14 protein-coding genes are annotated in these 16,833 nt (G+C 70.5%); all 14 read left to right on the top strand.

All coding sequences use genetic code 11. From position 1 onward, the window contains the following. Nucleotides 1-4 precede the first annotated feature (4 nt). The 14 genes from ABIA35_RS00345 to ABIA35_RS00280 all read left to right on the top strand — a co-directional run bounded on the left by ABIA35_RS00345 (nt 5) and on the right by ABIA35_RS00280 (nt 16,714). Nucleotides 5-628, top strand: coding sequence for a class F sortase (locus ABIA35_RS00345; RefSeq protein ID WP_370340174.1), 624 nt, complete (start codon nt 5-7; stop codon nt 626-628). Then, on the top strand, nt 625-1,137 hold the full coding sequence (locus tag ABIA35_RS00340) for an RNA polymerase sigma factor (protein ID WP_370340099.1): 513 nt from the start codon (nt 625-627) through the stop codon (nt 1,135-1,137). The genes ABIA35_RS00345 and ABIA35_RS00340 overlap by 4 nt, the downstream gene beginning before the upstream one ends. After that, complete coding sequence (locus tag ABIA35_RS00335) at nt 1,121-1,780, top strand: hypothetical protein (protein ID WP_370356024.1); 660 nt, start codon at nt 1,121-1,123, stop codon at nt 1,778-1,780. Before ABIA35_RS00340 ends, ABIA35_RS00335 begins: the two co-directional genes overlap by 17 nt. A 147-nt stretch (nt 1,781-1,927) precedes the next feature. Then, nucleotides 1,928-3,004 carry a 3D domain-containing protein gene (locus tag ABIA35_RS00330; RefSeq protein ID WP_370356023.1) on the top strand — a complete coding sequence of 359 codons (1,077 nt, stop codon included), beginning with the start codon at nt 1,928-1,930 and terminating at the stop codon, nt 3,002-3,004. Further along, entirely contained in the window at nt 2,998-4,674 is a 1,677-nt protein-coding gene (locus ABIA35_RS00325) for a cellulose binding domain-containing protein (RefSeq protein WP_370356021.1), read from the top strand. The genes ABIA35_RS00330 and ABIA35_RS00325 overlap by 7 nt, the downstream gene beginning before the upstream one ends. 175 nt (nt 4,675-4,849) lie before the next feature. Next, nucleotides 4,850-5,428 carry a DUF6817 domain-containing protein gene (locus tag ABIA35_RS00320; protein WP_370356019.1) on the top strand — a complete coding sequence of 193 codons (579 nt, stop codon included), beginning with the start codon at nt 4,850-4,852 and terminating at the stop codon, nt 5,426-5,428. 177 nt (nt 5,429-5,605) lie between these two features. Further along, on the top strand, nt 5,606-7,363 hold the full coding sequence (locus ABIA35_RS00315; protein WP_370356017.1) for a ricin-type beta-trefoil lectin domain protein: 1,758 nt from the start codon (nt 5,606-5,608) through the stop codon (nt 7,361-7,363). Nucleotides 7,364-7,591: 228 nt separating this feature from the next. Beyond that, nucleotides 7,592-8,458, top strand: a complete 867-nt coding sequence (locus ABIA35_RS00310; protein WP_370356015.1) for an NlpC/P60 family protein — start codon at nt 7,592-7,594, stop codon at nt 8,456-8,458. 46 nt (nt 8,459-8,504) lie between these two features. Then, on the top strand, nt 8,505-9,299 hold the full coding sequence (locus ABIA35_RS00305; RefSeq protein ID WP_370356013.1) for a peptidoglycan-binding protein: 795 nt from the start codon (nt 8,505-8,507) through the stop codon (nt 9,297-9,299). A 675-nt stretch (nt 9,300-9,974) separates the two neighbouring features. After that, nucleotides 9,975-10,550 (top strand): hypothetical protein, encoded by a 576-nt coding sequence (locus ABIA35_RS00300; RefSeq protein ID WP_370356011.1) that lies wholly within the window; start codon nt 9,975-9,977, stop codon nt 10,548-10,550. 83 nt (nt 10,551-10,633) lie between these two features. Next, nucleotides 10,634-11,386 carry a hypothetical protein gene (locus ABIA35_RS00295; protein ID WP_370356009.1) on the top strand — a complete coding sequence of 251 codons (753 nt, stop codon included), beginning with the start codon at nt 10,634-10,636 and terminating at the stop codon, nt 11,384-11,386. 133 nt (nt 11,387-11,519) lie between these two features. Next, nucleotides 11,520-16,022 carry a DUF6531 domain-containing protein gene (locus tag ABIA35_RS00290; RefSeq protein ID WP_370356007.1) on the top strand — a complete coding sequence of 1,501 codons (4,503 nt, stop codon included), beginning with the start codon at nt 11,520-11,522 and terminating at the stop codon, nt 16,020-16,022. Further along, nucleotides 16,019-16,294 (top strand): hypothetical protein, encoded by a 276-nt coding sequence (locus ABIA35_RS00285; RefSeq protein ID WP_370340110.1) that lies wholly within the window; start codon nt 16,019-16,021, stop codon nt 16,292-16,294. Before ABIA35_RS00290 ends, ABIA35_RS00285 begins: the two co-directional genes overlap by 4 nt. A 123-nt stretch (nt 16,295-16,417) precedes the next feature. After that, nucleotides 16,418-16,714 (top strand): hypothetical protein, encoded by a 297-nt coding sequence (locus ABIA35_RS00280; RefSeq protein ID WP_370340111.1) that lies wholly within the window; start codon nt 16,418-16,420, stop codon nt 16,712-16,714. Nucleotides 16,715-16,833 lie beyond the last annotated feature (119 nt).

Genomic DNA, 16,833 nt, shown 5'->3' with positions numbered 1-16,833 from the left:
CCTGATGCTGGCTTCCGGCTGTGGCGCGTCGTCGGGAACGTCGGGAACGTCGGTCGGCGGTACTGGGAGGTCTGCCGGCGACACCACGACGAACTCGACGATGTCCTCCTCCACGGCCGGCGCGGGCACATCAGGGGGTGCGTCGGGCAACCCGGCGGGCCTCGCCGCGATGGCCCGCTCCGTCCCGGTACGGCTGCAGATCCCCGACATCGGCGTCGACACGCCGGTGATGTCGCTCGGCCTGGCCGCCGACCACACGGTCGCTGTCCCCCCGATCGAGGCGAACAGCCCCGCCGGCTGGTACAACGGCTCGCCGACGCCCGGGCAGACCGGGCCGTCGGTGATCCTCGGGCACGTGACGGTCGGCAAGTACGGGAACGGCGTCTTCCTCCAGTTGTCCCGGCTCAAGCCCGGCGCGCGGGTGGTCGTCCAACTGCAGGACGGCGCCTCGGCGGTGTTCACGGTGGACAGCGTGCGCACGGTCGCCAAGGACCAGTTCCCCACCCAAGAGGTCTACGGGAACGTGAACCGGCCGGAATTGCGTCTGATCACGTGTGGGGGAGCGCGGACCAGCGACGGCTACCTCGACAACGTGTTGGTGTTCGCGTCGCTGTCTGGAGAGAGTTGATCCGGTCCAAGGATTCCGGAGAGCAGAGTCGGGCGGCGTCCGACCTGTTCACCGATCTCTATCCCGGCCTGGCCGGCTGGTGCCGTCGTCTCGTCGACGACGACGGCACCGCCCACGACATCGCCTCGGAGGCGTTCACGCGCCTGTGGGGACACTGGACCGCGGTGCGCGAGCCGCGCGGCTTCCTCTACGTGACCGCGGCCAACCTGGTCCGCGACCACTGGCGCAAGCTGGACCGCGAACGCCGGGCGCTGCGGCGGGCCACGACCGAGGCGGAGCTGGCGCGGCCGGCGGAGGGCGCCGACGCCTCGGTCTCGGTCCGGATGCTGGTGCGGTCGCTCCCGGAGCGGCTGCGCACGCCTGTGCTGCTGTACTACTACGCCGACCTCCCGGTCCGGGAGATCGCCCAGCTGACCAGGCGGAAAGAAGGAACGGTCAAATCCGATCTACACGCGGCACGGGAACTCCTGCGCGCCGGACTCGGAGGACATCTTGATCACACTCATTGAGCCCCCGGACGACGACGGCGAAGACGACCGTGCCCACGACGGCGAAGGCATCACCGATGACACCTCCGGCGCCATGACCGACGACGACCTGCTCGTGGTGCTGCGGCCCGGGATCTCGGTCCTCGCGCCGCCGCCGGGCACGTTCCAGCGGATCCGCCGCCGCGCGGCCCGCCGGCGCCTGGTCCGTGCCGCGACCACCGCGGGCGCGGGGGCCGGGGCGGTGATGGCGGCTCTCGCGATCACCGTCGCCCTGTGGCCCTCCGGTCCCGCGCTCGGTCCCGCACCGGTGCGGCCGCTCGCCCCGGGGCCGCAGACGACCAGCGTGCCGGCCGCCCCCGTGCCGACTCCCACTCCCCACCCGGTCACGACGACGCCGGCCCAGTCCCAGTCCCCCCTTCCCAGCTTTCCCAGTACGCCCAGCTTTTCCAGTGCACCCAGCACTGCCGCGCGTCCCGGCCCTGGGGCGACCGACCGAGGACCGCTGCCGACCACCTCGGCATCGAATGTGCCGTCGAACGCGGCGTCGAGCATGCCGTTGAATGAGCCGCCGAGCACACCGAACAGCCGGGGGGCGACCGCGCCGTCGGGTGCGCCGACCGCTCAGACCACGACCGCTCCGACACCCAGCGCTCTTCGGCGGTGAATCGCCGGGGCGAACCACCCCGCTCCCTTGCCCGACCCTTGTGACGCCGGTAGGGCCCTGATTCCCTTGACAGGCCTGTGGTCTAGTCCAATTATGTGCCCTGCGGCTCCGGAGCCACCCCTGTTCCGACGTCATTGGGAGCACACCATGAGCCTGTTCCCCATCAGGCGACGAATACCCGAGCACGCCCCGAGCCGCCGGCCGGGTCCCCGTCTGCGCGCGTTGCTGGGCGCCGTGGCACTGACCCTCACGGCTTTCGGCGCGGTCGGGGTGGTGGCCGCGCAGCAGGCCCGCGCCGACGGCACCTCCTCGCTGCCGACCTGTCCGTTCTGGACCAACGTCACCCCGCCCCCGCGCACCGACACCCCGTGGGTGCCGCCGTCGCAGACCGCTCAGCCCGTGGACTTCTCCGCGCGACTGGCCGCCCCCGGCGGCGTCACCGGCACCCTGACCGGCAGCCAGGTGAACATCACCTTCAACCGCGTGCCCGGGGCCCAGGCCTACCGGGTGTGGCGCAACGGCCAGGCCGTCGCCTGGGTCTCCGACTGGGGCCAGCCCGCCCTCACCGCGGTCGACACCGCGCCTTGTCAGAACGCTTACTACTCGTTCGAGGCGATGACCGACCAGAGCGGGGCCGACGCCTCGCTGGGCCAGATGTCGGCGCCCTACCAGCTGGACTCCGACGGCGCGGTGGTGCCGTGGCAGACGCCGGTCGGCAGCACCATGACCATGATGGTGACGTCGTACAACGACGGCGGGGGCACGGCCTCGGGCTACAACGCGCAGCTCGGCGTGTGCGCGGTCGATCCGCGGGTGATCCCGTGGGGCACGTACTTCACGGTGCCCGGCTACGGCATCTGCTACGCCGCCGACATCGGCACCTGGATCCAGAACAACACGGTCGATGTCTGGCTGCCCGGCTCGCAGGCGAACGGGTGGGGCGTGCAGCACCGCACGGTCACCATCCTCGCCAACCCGTTCAGCGGCCCGACGCCGCCGCCGTCCAGCTCGCCGCCATCGAGCTCGCCGCCGACCTCGCCGACGTCCCCGACCAGCTCCTCACCCGGCGCCTGCACCGCCGCGCCGTGGAACTCCGCCACGCCCTACAGCGGCGGCGCGACCGTCAGCTACGGCGGCCACACCTGGACCGCCAAATGGTGGACCCAGGGCGACGTGCCCGGCGCCAACTCCCAGAACGTCTGGACGGATGACGGATCATGCTGAGAACCCCGAGCGCCCTGAAAACCCTCCGCGGAAGTCTGATCGACGCTCTCGGCGCCTGTGCCCTGCTGGCCGGCAGCCTGACGCTCGCCGCCTCGCCGGCCGCCTCGGCCGCAGCTCCCACCGCAGCTCCCGCCGCCGCGACCCCGCTGCCCACCGCGGCCTACACCAAGATCTCCGACTGGGGCAGCGGCTTCCAGGCGCAGTACGTGATCACGAACCCGATGTCCGTCCCGCTGAACACCTGGTCGCTCCAGTTCAGCCTGCCGGCGACCGAGAAGATCACCAGCATGTGGGGCGGCACCGACACCGCGAGCGGCACCACGCACACCGTCGCCGCGCAGTCCTACGACACCACGATCGCCGCCGGGTCCTCGATCACCGTCGGCTTCGACGCGAGCTACTCGGGGACGTACGCGGACCCGTCCACCTGCAAGCTCAACTCAGACCCCTGTGACGGCAGCGCGGACGTCCAAGCCCCGTCCGCGCCGACCGGCCTGACCGCGCTGAGCACCACCTCGAGCGCGGCGTCCCTGTCCTGGACCGGATCCACCGACAACGTCTCGGTCGCCGGCTACAACGTGTATTCGGGGTCGGCGATCGTCGCCACCTCCCCGGGCACGGCGGCGACCGTCACGGGCCTGGCGCCCTCGACGTCCTACTCGTTCACCGTGCGCGCCTACGACGAGGCCGGGAACCTGTCGGCGCCCAGCGCCGCCGTCAGCGCCACCACCCTGCCGAACACCGGCGGCGGGCACCTGCCCGGCCTCGCGGCCCCGTTCGTCGACATCGGCGCCTGGCCCACCCCGAACCTGACGCAGATCGCCGAGACGACGGGCCTGCGCCAGTACTCCCTCGGCTTCATCGTCAACGGCACCGCCGCCTGCACCCCGAGCTGGTTCAACGCCTACGCCATGAACGCCGGCTTCGAGCAGTCGGACATCGCGAGCCTGCGCGGCATCGGCGGCGACGTGAAGCCCTCCTTCGGCGGCGAGGCGGGCACCGAGCTGGCCCAGTCCTGCACGGACGTCCCGTCCCTGACCGCCGCCTACCAGTCGGCGATCACGGCCTACAACCTGACCCAGATCGACTTCGACATCGAGGGCTCCGCAGTCGCCGACCCGGCCTCGATCGATCGCCGTTCCCAGGCCATCGCCGCCCTGCAAAGGACCGCGGCCGCGGCCGGCAAACCCCTCACCGTCACCCTGACCCTCCCGATCCTGCCCTCCGGCCTCACCTCCGACGGCCTCTCCGTGGTCCAGTCGGCCGTGAAGTACGGAGCCAAGATCACCCTGGTGAACGGCATGGCCATGGACTTCGGCGACATCGAGGCCCCCAACCCCAACGGCCAGATGGGCACCTACGCCATCGACTCGGCGAAGTCCCTCTTCAACCAGCTGACACCCCTGTACCCGGCCCTCACCGCGGCGCAGGTCTGGAACATGGTCGGCGTCACCCCGATGATCGGCCAGAACGACGACTCCTCGGAGGTCTTCTACCAGGCGGACATGCAGCAACTCCTCACCTTCGCCCGACAGCAGCACCTCGGCGAGCTGGCGTTCTGGGACGTCACCCGCGACGGCAACGCCTGCACCGGCTCGCTGTCGAAGTGCACGGACATCACGCAGACGCCGTATGAGTTCTCGAAGATGATCGCGCCTTACCAAGGCTGATCGTCGGACGCGCCCTCCGTCGAGGGCCGGTGGGGCGGGTGTGTGTCAAGGCTCGTATCCGCCCCACAACGTAGCCCGTCTCCTCTTTCCAGCCGATACCCCGCCCGCGTCAGCCACACCAACCGGATCGTGCCGACGCTTCCGTAACGAACCTCCCCACGGGTAGACCTGTGGGGTGAGCGAGATTCCGACCGAACCCGCATCCGAAAACCGTTCCGCTATCGAGACGTTCCTGCGCGACCGGGGTGCCGCCGCCATGGCGCACCCCGGTGGCACGTTGCTGGAGCACCTGATCCGCGTCAGCCGCCGACTCGCGGAGTGGGGTGTCCGGCCGGAGGTGCAGATCGCAGGCCTCTGCCATGCGACGTATGGAACCGACGGCTTCGCGCCGTCCCTGCTGGACCTGACAGACCGCGCCGTCCTGATCGAGCTGATCGGCGAGCGCACCGAAGCGCTGGTCTACCTTTACGCCAGCTGCGACCGGGCAGCCACCTATCCGCGTCTTCGCGGCGGTGAGCGTCCCGTCTTCCGCGACCGGTTCACCCAGGCCGATCTCCAGCCGGCCGAAGCGGATCTGCGCGCTTTCCTGGAGATCACCGCAGCGAACGAGCTCGATGTGTTCCGACACAACGAGGATCTGGCCGCTCGTTACGGTCCCGCGATGTACCGGTTGCTGGAGCCAGTTCGTTCGTTGCTATCCGATGCCGCGTGGGAAGCCGTGCGCCGTGATCTCGGGACGTCTTCCGAGGTCTGATACACCCGCCCGGCATCCCTTGACGGTCCCGGTGATGCTGCCTACTCTCCTAATTCAAGTTAGGAAAGGTTACTAACGAAAAACGCGCGGCCCGGTCTCCCCCACCCGCACCTCCGCCCGGCCGCGCGGCTCTGGCGCATCCCAGCCCTGTCCTTCGGATGAAAGGGAAACCCCGCAATGAAGATGTCCTGGCGACGCCTGGCCACCGGGCTCGCAGCCCTGTGCCTGGGCATCGGCGCGGCCCTCGGCCTGGTCGCCGCCCCGGCCCAGGCGGCGGCCTCGGCCACCACCCAGCAGACCTTCCTCACCTTCTACGGCTGGTGGGACAACACGCCGCCCGGCGGAGTCATCTCCTACCCGCAGATCCACCAGACCGCCGGCGGCACCGGCACCTACTCCGACCCGATCACCTTCGCCACCGACTCCAGCGAGCAGCCGCCCGGGACGATCGTCTACGTTCCCCGGGTCGGCAAGTACTTCATCATGGAGGACAGCTGCGAGGAGTGCAGCGCGGACTGGACAGGCCACGGGCCCAACGGCGGTCCCAACCTGCGGCACCTGGACCTGTGGCTCGGGGGCCAGGGCGGCAGCGCCTTCTCGGCGATCGAGTGCGAGGACGCGCTGACCAACTACAACAACGACGGCACGCCGAGCATGGAGCCGGTGATCGTCAACCCGCCGTCGAACGAGACGGTGACCTCCGAGCCGATCTTCAACACCGGCACCGGCGCGTGCTACGGCGGCGCGAAGCCGACGATCACCGTCGGGCAGTACAAGAACGTCTCGACCGGCCTGTGCATGACCGACCCCAACGACAGCTCCACCGCCGGGGCGCTGCTGGTCACTTCCGCCTGTGACAGCTCGGCGGCCGGCCAGCGCTTCACGTTCGACGGCACGTTCCTGCAGATCAACAAGCTGTGCGCGGACTACTCGACGTCGCAGATCTCGATGCAGAAATGCACGGCGGGCCCGAGCCAGCAGTGGTCGTACAACACCGACCTGACGTTCACCGACATCCAATCCGGCAAGAAGTACATCAACGACTCCTCGGGCAAGGTGAAGGCCGGCAGCAGCTCCAGCAGCACGAAGACCTGGACGTTCATCCCGGCCTCGACGACGGCGAACGACTTCTCCGTGGCGGCGAGCCCCGCGACGGCCTCGGTCACCGCCGGCGGCACCGCGACCGCCACCATCTCCACCGCCGTCACCGCGGGCAGCGCCGAGTCCGTCGCGCTGAGCGCCTCCGGCGGTCCGGCGGGCTCCACGGTCGGCTTCAGCCCGGCCTCGGTCACCTCCGGCGGCAGCTCGACCCTGAGTGTCGCGACGACCTCCACCACCGCCGCCGGGACCTACACCATCACCGTCACCGGCACGGCCGCGTCGGGCACCCATACCGCCACCTACACGCTGACGGTGAACCCGACCTCCGGCGGTGGCGGCTGCACGGCGGCCCAGCTCCTGGTCAACCCCGGCTTCGAGAGCGGCGCGAGCACCGGCTGGACCGGCAGCTCGACCCTCGGCTTCAACCCGATCACCAACAGCACGAGCGGCGAGCCCCCGCACGGCGGCTCCTGGGAGGCCTGGCTCAACGGCAACGGCAGCGCCGACACGGACACCGTCTCGCAGTCGGTGACCATCCCCGCCGGCTGCACCGCCACCCTGTCGTACTGGCTGCACGTCGACACGACGGAAAGCACGACGACCGCGACGCCGGACACCTTCACCGTCCAGCTGATCGGCTCCTCCGGCAGTGTGCTGACGACGCTCGCGAGCTACAGCAACCTGAACAAGGCCAGCGGCTACACGCAGCACAGCAGCGACGTCTCGGCCTACGCCGGCCAGACCGTGACGCTGCGGTTCACGGGCAAGGAGACGGACACGAAGGGGGGAACCACGAGCTTCGTGCTGGACGACACGGCACTGAGCACCAAGTAGGTCTCACGCATATCTGAGCCCTTTGATACCGGGGAACGAGAGCCCCGGGCCGGCTGACCGGCCCGGGGCCTTCCGCTGTCCGGGCGCACTGTTGTGCGAGGTCGGAACACGGGAACGTTCCGAGTCGCCGTTCGGCCAGGCCAAAGCATTGTCTCGGGATCTGGCCCCCCGTGAGGATGTGGCCCGCCGGTTCGCCGGCGCCATCGTCCCCACACGAAGGGCCAAGCTGTGAAACTGCGTAGCCGAATAACCCGCATCGAGATCGCCGCCGTGTCGGCCGTGGCGGTCGCGGGGGTCGCCCTCGCCGCCGGCACCGCGAACGCCGCGACCGCGAGCGCACCCGCGCCCATCAAGCTCACGTCGTCGGCCTGCCCGACCGACATCTCCTACGGCCAGCACTCCGGCTGCGTCACCGAGCTCCAGCAGCTGCTGAACAAGCACGGCGCCGGCCTGGCCGTCGACGGCGACTTCGGTCCGGCGACGCTGGCCGCGGTGAAGAGCTACCAGGGCAGCCACGGCCTGTCCGTGGACGGCATCGTGGGCCCGAAGACCAAGGCCTCGCTCGAAGGCGGCGGCAGCACCCCGCCCCCGCCGCCCACCGGCGGCGGCGCGTCGAAGATCGTCTCCTTCGCGCAGGCCATCGAGGCCGGCAAGGCGGAGAAGGGCTGGGGCGGCGGCCGTGTGCCCTACGGCTGGGCCGGCGGCCACACCTCGACCCCGGGCCCGAGCCCGGCGGACTGCGGCGCCGCGGGGGGCGACCCGGCCTGCTGGACCGCCACCGCCAACCACACCCTGGGCCACAACGGCCAGATCTCCGTGGACTGCTCCGGTTTCGTGCGCTGGGTCTACGACCTGGCCTACGGCCGCGACGTCCTCGGCTCCGACGCCACCTACGGCCAGATCCGCGAGACCCACAAGGTCTCCAGCCCCGTGCCCGGCGACCTGGTCTTCTTCGGCAGCGGTCCGAGCAACCCGCACCACGTCGGCATCTACATCGGCGGCGGCAAGATGATCGACGCCCTGGAGACCGGCCGCTACATCGAGACCGACCCGGTCTCCGCCGGCGGCCAGCTCATCGGTTACTACCGCTTCTGATGTGGGCCCACCAGCTTCCCGCCGCGCAGCATTGAAAGGTTCTGATATGTACCTGGGCAACCACCGCGCGCCCCGCGTGCCCCGCGTCAGATTCGCCGTCGCCGCCTCGGTCGCGGCCGTCGCGGGGGTCGGCCTGGCCGCCGGAACCGCGAACGCCGCGACCGCCGCGAGCGCGCCGGCACCCATCAAGCTCACGTCGTCGGCCTGCCCGGCCGACATCTCCTACGGCCAGCACAGCGGCTGCGTCACCGAGCTGCAGGAACTGCTGAACAAGCACGGCGCCCATCTTGCTGTGGACGGCGACTTCGGCCCGGCCACGCTGGCTGCCGTGAAGAGCTACCAGTCCAGCCACGGCCTGTCCGTGGACGGCATAGTCGGCCCCAAGACCAAGGCCTCGCTGGAAGGCGGCAGCACTCCGCCCCCGCCGTCCGGCGGCCGGTCCACCAACTACGACTTCGCCCGCCTGGTCCTGGCCGACGGCGGCTGGGCGCAGAGCACGAACAACATCACCACGATGGTGCAGTGGATGGCCAGCGAGGAGCCGCCGTCGCACTGGTGGGACCGCGACAACCCGCTGAACAACGGTTTCGGCTCCGGCGGCGGCGCGGGCCTGGGCTCGTACCCGAACCTGGTCGTGGCCGCGCACTACGTGGCCGCGAACCTGAACGGCGGCCCCGGCGACTACGGCCACATCACCGCCGACCTGCGGGCGTCCGCCTCCCCGGCGGTGACCGAGAAGGCGATCTGGAGCTCGCCGTGGGCCGCGTCCCACTACGGCTGGGGCCGTGACTTCTACCAGGGCCACGTGCCGACCGTCGCGGCTCCGTCGCAGGACTGGTAGTCGCACGGCGAGTGGGAAGCGGGCTCCCGGTGCCGGAACAGGCATCGGGAGCCCTGTGGTTTCGGGGATTGATCCTGGGATTGATCCATCTGTCAGTCTGACACATGTGTGTCATCCAAAGAGTTTGTAAACTGTTCCGCCAACATGGCGCTCCGCAAGCAACCTGGGCCTTAGTGTGACTGACGGCCGACACATGGCTTTCTAGTAGCTGACGCGCATTGTTGATACGGGACGGGTGACATGGCCGCGCGCGCTTTGAAAGATCTTGATGATGCTGTGCCGCCCCTGACCCGGGCGTTGACCTTGATGATCCGGGCGGCGCACCAGAGTGCGGGTTCGCCGTCTTTCACGCTTCTGGACAGCCGCAATGCACGCGCCGGCCGGGGGACTTTGGCGAAGGCGACGCTTTCTCGCATTCTCACACCTGATCCCGCCGCAAAGGATCAAAGCCTGCCGGCGTGGTCCTACTACGAGGGCCTGCTGGCCGCGGTGGATGTCGATCCGGCTCCGATTCATCCGCAATGGCAGGCCGCACAGGAGGAATGGCAGGCCAGGGCGCGGGGCGAGTCGCCGGAGTCATCGGGGCCAGAGGAGCATTCGGGGTCGCAGGAGTCGCCGGAACTGCCCGCTGTTCTTCAGCCGGTCTCGATGGGGCCCGCCCTCGTGGGGTCGGTGGTGGAACTGGAGCCCCGGATGGAGCCCGGCTACGCGGCGCAGCCCTCGCCCCGAACCGTGGCCACGCGTCGGCGGCGCTCGCTGCTGGTGCTGGCCTCGATCGTGGGTTCCGCCGCCGTGGTGGTGGCGGTCAGCGCGTTCGCCCTCATCGGCGGGTCCCAGTCCCAGTCTCCGTCTCCGTCCCAGTCGCGTCCCCAGCCGCAGGCCGCGCCCGCGTCGGCGCCGAAGGCGGCGCACCAGCCGACCGCCGTGCTGGTGACGGCGTCGCCGCCGATCACGGTCCTGGGCAAGATCGTGCGCACCTGGAACCAGGACGCGAACAACGGACGCGGCGGTTCGATCGGCGTCCTGGTGTTCCCGACGCCCTTCGCCCTCAACGGATCCAACGGACCGCGGCACGACGGCGACGTCGTCGAGGTCGTGTGCCACACCGCCCACGGCCGGATGATCCACGAGCGGCTGGACGCCAAGCACGAGAACTCCACCGGGTGGTTCCAGATCTACTACGAGGACCGGCTGTGGTGGGTCCCCGATCACTACATCAGCGTTCCGGCCGGTGTGCCGTCTTGTTCGTGATCAGGTCTCTGACATGGTCTTAAGGCGACTCTCCGCAGATCGTTAGGACCGGTCCTCTCAGGGCCCTCATACGCTGACGGGCCATGAGCACTTTCGCACTGCGCCCCCGTCCGAAGCACGCCAGCGAGGGCACCAAGCGCCTGCGGCGCGCCCTGCCCCTCGTCACGTCCGCGGCGCTCAGCGCCTCACTGATCGCGTGCGCCGCCGGCACCGCGAACGCCGCTGTCCAGCCCGCCCAGCCCGGCCAGCCGGCGCAGAGCGCCCCGGGCTCGCTCGCCGCCGGCGACAGCGCCGCGGCCGTCGCGTCGCTGGTGACCGCGACGCACTACATCCACCTCAGCGACGGGCACTTCAGCCTCGACACCCTCGACGCCCGCAAGGCCGGCGTCGACGCACAGTCCCTGGACGCCGCGAACGCCTTCGTCGCCAGCCTGAACAAGATCCCCGGCCACGCCGCCGCCCCGGCCGCCGGTGCGCACGGCACCGCGGTCGACTTCGCCGCGGCCGTCCCGGCCGCCGCCCAGAACACGACCATCACGGTCCTGCCCGGCATCACCCTCACGATCGGCAGCACCGGCGTCCAGCTGTCCATGACCAAGGAAGCGGTCGCCCAGGTCGAGAGCGTGGTCGGCTTCGGCCAGAACGTGGCCACCCTGGTCGGCGCCATCCTCACCGCCGCCCAGGTCCCGCTCGGCGGCCCGATAGCCACTATCGTCGCCGGTGCCCTGGGCCTGGGCAACGGCCTGCTGAAGATCTGCACGGCCGCCGACGGGAGCGCCACCTTCACCGTCCCGTGGCTCGGCATCCCCTCCTGCAGCGGGCTGACCATCTTCTAGGGCGGGTCTTAGAACCAGCCGCGGGTACGCCGTGCGGGGTGGTGATTGCGCTTTCGGCGCGAGTCACCACCCCGTACGGTATATCAGAGGTCGTGGAAACGCGGTGAGGGCGTCCGGACAGGGGGGATCGGGGATGGCGCGTCCGACGGGGTGGGACATTCTGGGTTTGGATGGGGATCCGACTCCGGGCGTGGTGGAGTCGGTGCAGGCGTTGGCGAAGGAGTTCGGGGACTTCGCGCATGACGTCGAGGCGGCGTACCACAATCTGAATTCGTTCGGGTCTGACGCGGCTGCGATGAAGTGGATCGGTCAGACCGCTGATGCGTTCAAGAATCAGTACGGTCCGCTGCCGGGGCGGTTGCAGAAGCTGTACACCTCTTACAGCGAAGCCTCCGATGCGCTGTCGGCGTATGCGCCGCTGCTTCAGGCCGCGCAGACCAAGGCCGACTCAGCCCTGCGCCAGGCTCAGGACGCGCATGCCGATCTGCAGCGTGCCACCAGCACCGCCAACAACGCGGCGACAGATCTGAAGACGGCACAGCAGAACCAGGCCGCCAACCCCGATCAGAAGGCTGTCACCGATGCGCAGACCGCGCATGACACCGCCCAGACCAACCTGAACAACGCCAAGGCCAAGATGGCCGCTTTGACCAAGCTGGCCAACGACGCCTACAACGACCGCATCGAAGCGGCCAAGACCTGCGGCAGCGCCCTCGGACACGCGCAATCCGACGGCATCCACAACAAGTCCTGGTGGGACCACGTCGGTGAGGACCTGTCCAAGTGGGGCGGGGAGATCGGGAAGATCGCCGGCGAACTCGCCCCGATCCTGGACATCATCGCCCTGGCCACCTCATGGATCCCCGGCGTGGACGTGGTCACGGCCGCGCTGGCCGAGATCGACAACATCGTCGCCATCGCCGGCACCGCGATGGCCACCATCGGTGACGCGATGCAGGGCCACTGGGGCGACGCGCTGCTCGGTGCCGGCATGCTCGCGCTCACCTTCGTCGGCGGACGTGCGCTGGGCTCGGGTGCCGAAGACCTCGAAGGCGAAGCCGGGGCCCTGGAAGGGGAAGCGGGCGCGCTCGACGGCGAGGGCGGCGCGCTCGGCGACGACGCGCTCGAAGGCGACGGCGTCAGCAACTCCGACACCGGCGGCGACCCCGTGGACCTGGTCTCCGGCCGGATGGTGGCGTTGGAGACGGATCTGGAACTGCCCGGGGTGCTGCCGATCGTCCTGCGCCGCGCCTACGCCTCCGGCTACCGCACCGGGCGCCTGTTCGGCCCCGGGTGGTCCTCCACCCTCGATCAGCGGCTGTCGGTCAACGCCGCGGGCATCCACCTCGCCGGCGACGACGGCCAGACGCTGCACTACCCCGTCCCGTCCGGCGACGAGGAGGTGCTCCCGGTCCGGGGCGCCCGCTGGCCGCTGGTGTGGGACCGCGCCGCCGACGAGATCCGCGTCACCGATCCGCGCGGCGGGCTGACCCGGCACTTCCCGCAGGTCCACTTCGAGGGCGAGAACGGCCAGATCCGCGACCTCGCGCGCGTCACCGACCGCAACGGCAACCGCGTCGACATCGTGCGCGACGCGCAGGGTATGCCGACCGGCGTCGAGCACGACGGCTACCGGCTCGCCGTCGACTCCGCGGCGACCGCGAACGGTCCCCGCGTCGCCGCGATCCGGGTCCTGGACGGCAGCGAGCACGGCGTCGTCGTCAAGCGGTACGAGTACGACGACCGCGGCCGCCTGACCGGGGTCGTCAACTCCTCCGGGCGGCCGTACACATACCACTGGGACGACGCCGACCGGATCACGGCGTGGGTGAACCGGGCCGGATTCCGTTACTCCTACGAGTACGACGACCGCGGCCGGGTGGTGCGCGGTACCGGCGCCGACGGCTACCTGTCGGGGGAGTTCTCCTACGATCCGGCGGCCAGGACGACTGTCTTCACGGACTCCCTCGGCCGCGCCAAGACGTATCACTATGACGTGCACGGCCATGTGGACCGCGTCATCGACGCGGACGGCGCCGCCCTCGTCTTCCACGACGACCTCTACGGCCGCCGGCTCCGGGGCACCGACCGGCGGGGGATGACCACCGTCTTCGACCGGGACGCGGCCGGGAACACGATCCGGGTCCGGCGGCCGGACGGCACGACGCTCAGCGCGGAATTCAACGCTCTGAACGCGCTGACCCTCCTGGTCCAGGCGGACGGGACGCGCTGGCGGCAGGAGCACGACGCCGCCGGGAACGTGGTCGCGCAGATCGACCCGCTCGAAGCCCGGACCGAGTTCGGCTACGACACCCGAGGCTCCCTGGTGTCGATCACCGACGACGCCGGCGACCGCACCGCCTACGAGGCCGACGCGGCCGGCCAGACCGTGTCGGTGACCGGGCCCGACGGCGCGGTCCACCGGATCGCCCGGGACGCCTTCGGCCGGGCCGCCGCCGTGACCGGGCCGGACGGCGGCGTGACGCGCTATGAGTGGTCCGTCGAGGGCGGCCTCCGGTCCCGCGTCGGGCCCGACGGGGCGCGCGAGGAGTGGCAGACGGACGCCGACGGCGAACTCGTCGCGTACACGGACCAGCGCGGCGCCGTCACCCGCTACGAAGTCGGACCGTTCGGCAAGGTGGCCGCACGGATCGAGGCCGACGCCGCGCGGTTCGAGTACCGGTACGACACCGAGATGCAGCTCGTGGCCGTCACCGGGCCGGGGCAGGTCCAGTGGGCCTATACCTATGACCACAGCGGCAATCTGGTGCGGGAGACCGACTACAACGGCCGCAGCCTCCTCTACACCTACGACGCCGACGGCTGGCTCACGGAGTCGGTCGACGCTTTGGGCCACAGGACGGTCTTCAGCCGCGATCCGCTGGGGCGCGTCGTCGGCCGCCAGACCGTGGACGCCGAATTCGCCTACGGCTACGACCCGAACGGCCGGATGCTGTTCGCCTCGGGGGCCGGCTCGCGGCTCGACTACGCCTACGACGCCCGCGGCAGGGTCGTGGCCGAGACGGTCGACGGCCGGACGACGCGGTCCGGATACGACGCCATGGGTCGGCGCGTCGCCCGTATCACCCCGGCCGGTGCCGAGTCTTCCTGGCGGTATGACGCCAAGAGCCGGCCCGTCGTCTTCGCGGCGGGAGATGTCGAGCAGCACATCCGGTACGACATCAGCGGTCGTGAGACCAGCCGGCTGCTGGGAGCCGGGGGCGCGGTGCTGTCCCGGGACTTCGACGCCGCCGGCCGGGTCGCCGTCGAGCAGATCAGCATGCTGGCTTCCCCGGGTTCTCCTGCTTCCCAGGCTTCTCCGGCTTCTCAGGCATCGCCGGGCTCCGGCCACACGTCCCTGAGCCGCTCCTACGCCTACCACGCGGACGGCATCCCGGCCGCCATGACCGACTCGCTGCGCGGGCGGCAGGAGTACGTGGCCGATCCGCGCGGCCGGATCTCCGAGGTCCGGAGCTCGCAGGGCGGCGGAGAGTCGTACTCGTACGACGGGTTCGGCACCGTGGTCCTGGCAGCTCACGACACGCAGGCGGACAGCGCCGGAGGCCGTGACGTGAGCGGCACCCGCGTGCTCCGCGCGGGGCGCGTCCACTACGACTACGACGCGGCCGGCCGCGTCGTCCGGATCCGCCGGCGGACACTGTCCGGCCAGGTGCGGATCCAGACCTTCGTCTGGGACGCCGACGGCCGGCTGAAGCAGGCCGGCCTGCCCGACGGCTCGGCGTGGCACTACCGCTACGACCCGCTCGGCCGGCGGCTGGCCAAGCAGCACGTCCTGGCCGACGGTTCCGAGGCCGAGCGCGTCGAGTTCGCCTGGGACGGACCGCGGCTGATCGAGCAGACCAGCGTCGACGCCGGCGGCCGGGCCACCGCGGTGACGTGGGACTACGACCCGGACAGCGGCCTGCCGGCGGCGCAGCGGCGGCGCTCCTGGGCCGCGGACGCCCCGCAGGAGCAGGTCGACGAGGTGTTCCACACGATCGTCACCGACCTGGCCGGCATGCCCACCGAACTCGTCACCCCCGACGGCCGGGTCGCCTGGTATCAGACCACCGACTTGTTCGGCCGGTCCACTTTCATCGCGACCGACACCGGCACCGAGACCGAATGCCCGCTCCGCTTCGCCGGCCAGTACTTCGACGACGAGACCGGCCTGCACTACAACGTGCAGCGGTACTACGACCCCTCCATCGCGGCCTACCTGAGCCCCGACCCGCTCGGCCTGGCGCCGGCCCTCAACGACCACGCCTACGTCGCGAACCCGCTGACCATGGTCGACCCGCTCGGTCTGGCCTCGGGCCCGCGCGTTCCGTCGCCCCCGTTCTCCGCCGGCGGCTACAGCACGCCGGGCAACAACCAAGAGCTGAACGTGGACGACATGCTCAAGGCCGGCGAGGACTGGCTCGGCCCGGGCTACACCGAGCCGAGGGCGGGCAGCGGCCGCTTCGTGTCGTCGGACGGCAGTCGCGTCTTCCGCATGGGCGACAGCGATATCCTCGGGCAGCACGGCGGCGGCCCGCACTGCAACTTCGAGTACTTGGAACCCGACCCCAGGACCGGTCGCATGGCGGTGACGCAGAACGACCACGTCTACTTCACAAACGGATGCATCCAATGACCGAACGGCACGTCGAGGTACCGGACTACGAGCCGGGCGGACCCCTGCGCTTCGCCTGGGCGGAGGGATTCCGCATCGAGGTCGACGCCTCGGCCGGCGAGGTCGTCGTCCGGGCTAACAGCGCCGGCCTGGTGTCCCTCGCGCAGCACTGCCTGACCCTGGCCCAGGCGGCCGTGCCGGCCGGGAGCCATCTGCACCTGACCGACTCGGTCGAGCTGGAGCCGGGGTCCGGGGACCTGATCATCGAGCGGGCGGCCGACGACGAGGACTGAGTTGGCGAGGACTGAGCTGGCGAGGACTGACCGGCCGAGGACTGAGCTGGCGCCCCGTCATTCCGTACCCGCCTACGTGGTTTCGCCGATGCGGGCCCGTGGAGGGGACGCGAAACTCGCAAGATGCCAGAACAGACCACCATCCGCGTCAATGGAAAGCACAGCCCGATGGCGTGGCTGCTCTACCTGACCAAGCTCACCATCGAAGTCGACGGCACGCCGCAGCCGGGCTCCTGGGGAGACCGCACCGTCTCGGTCGCGCCCGGGCGGCACGAGGTGAAGGTCTACTTCAAGTACCTCGCCAAGTCGCGCTGCTGCGAGGCCGGCGTCACGGTCGACACGACCACCGGCCCGGTCTCCATGCAGTACCGGACCCCGATGATGATGACCGCGCCCGGGCGCCTCACCGTCCTGGGCTGAGGCCCGGGTCACCGAGGCACCGGAGCGGAGCCCCAAGCCGGGGGGCTTGGGGCTGGATCCGGGCCTGCCGCTCAGCGCTTGTACGGCACCGCCACCCGGTCCGCGGTGGACCGCTTGCC

Source organism: Catenulispora sp. MAP12-49, from assembly GCF_041262705.1.
GTDB lineage: Bacteria > Actinomycetota > Actinomycetes > Streptomycetales > Catenulisporaceae > Catenulispora.
The sequence above is the reverse complement of the archived record's forward strand: the minus strand, read 5'-3'. Positions and strand labels throughout refer to the sequence as shown.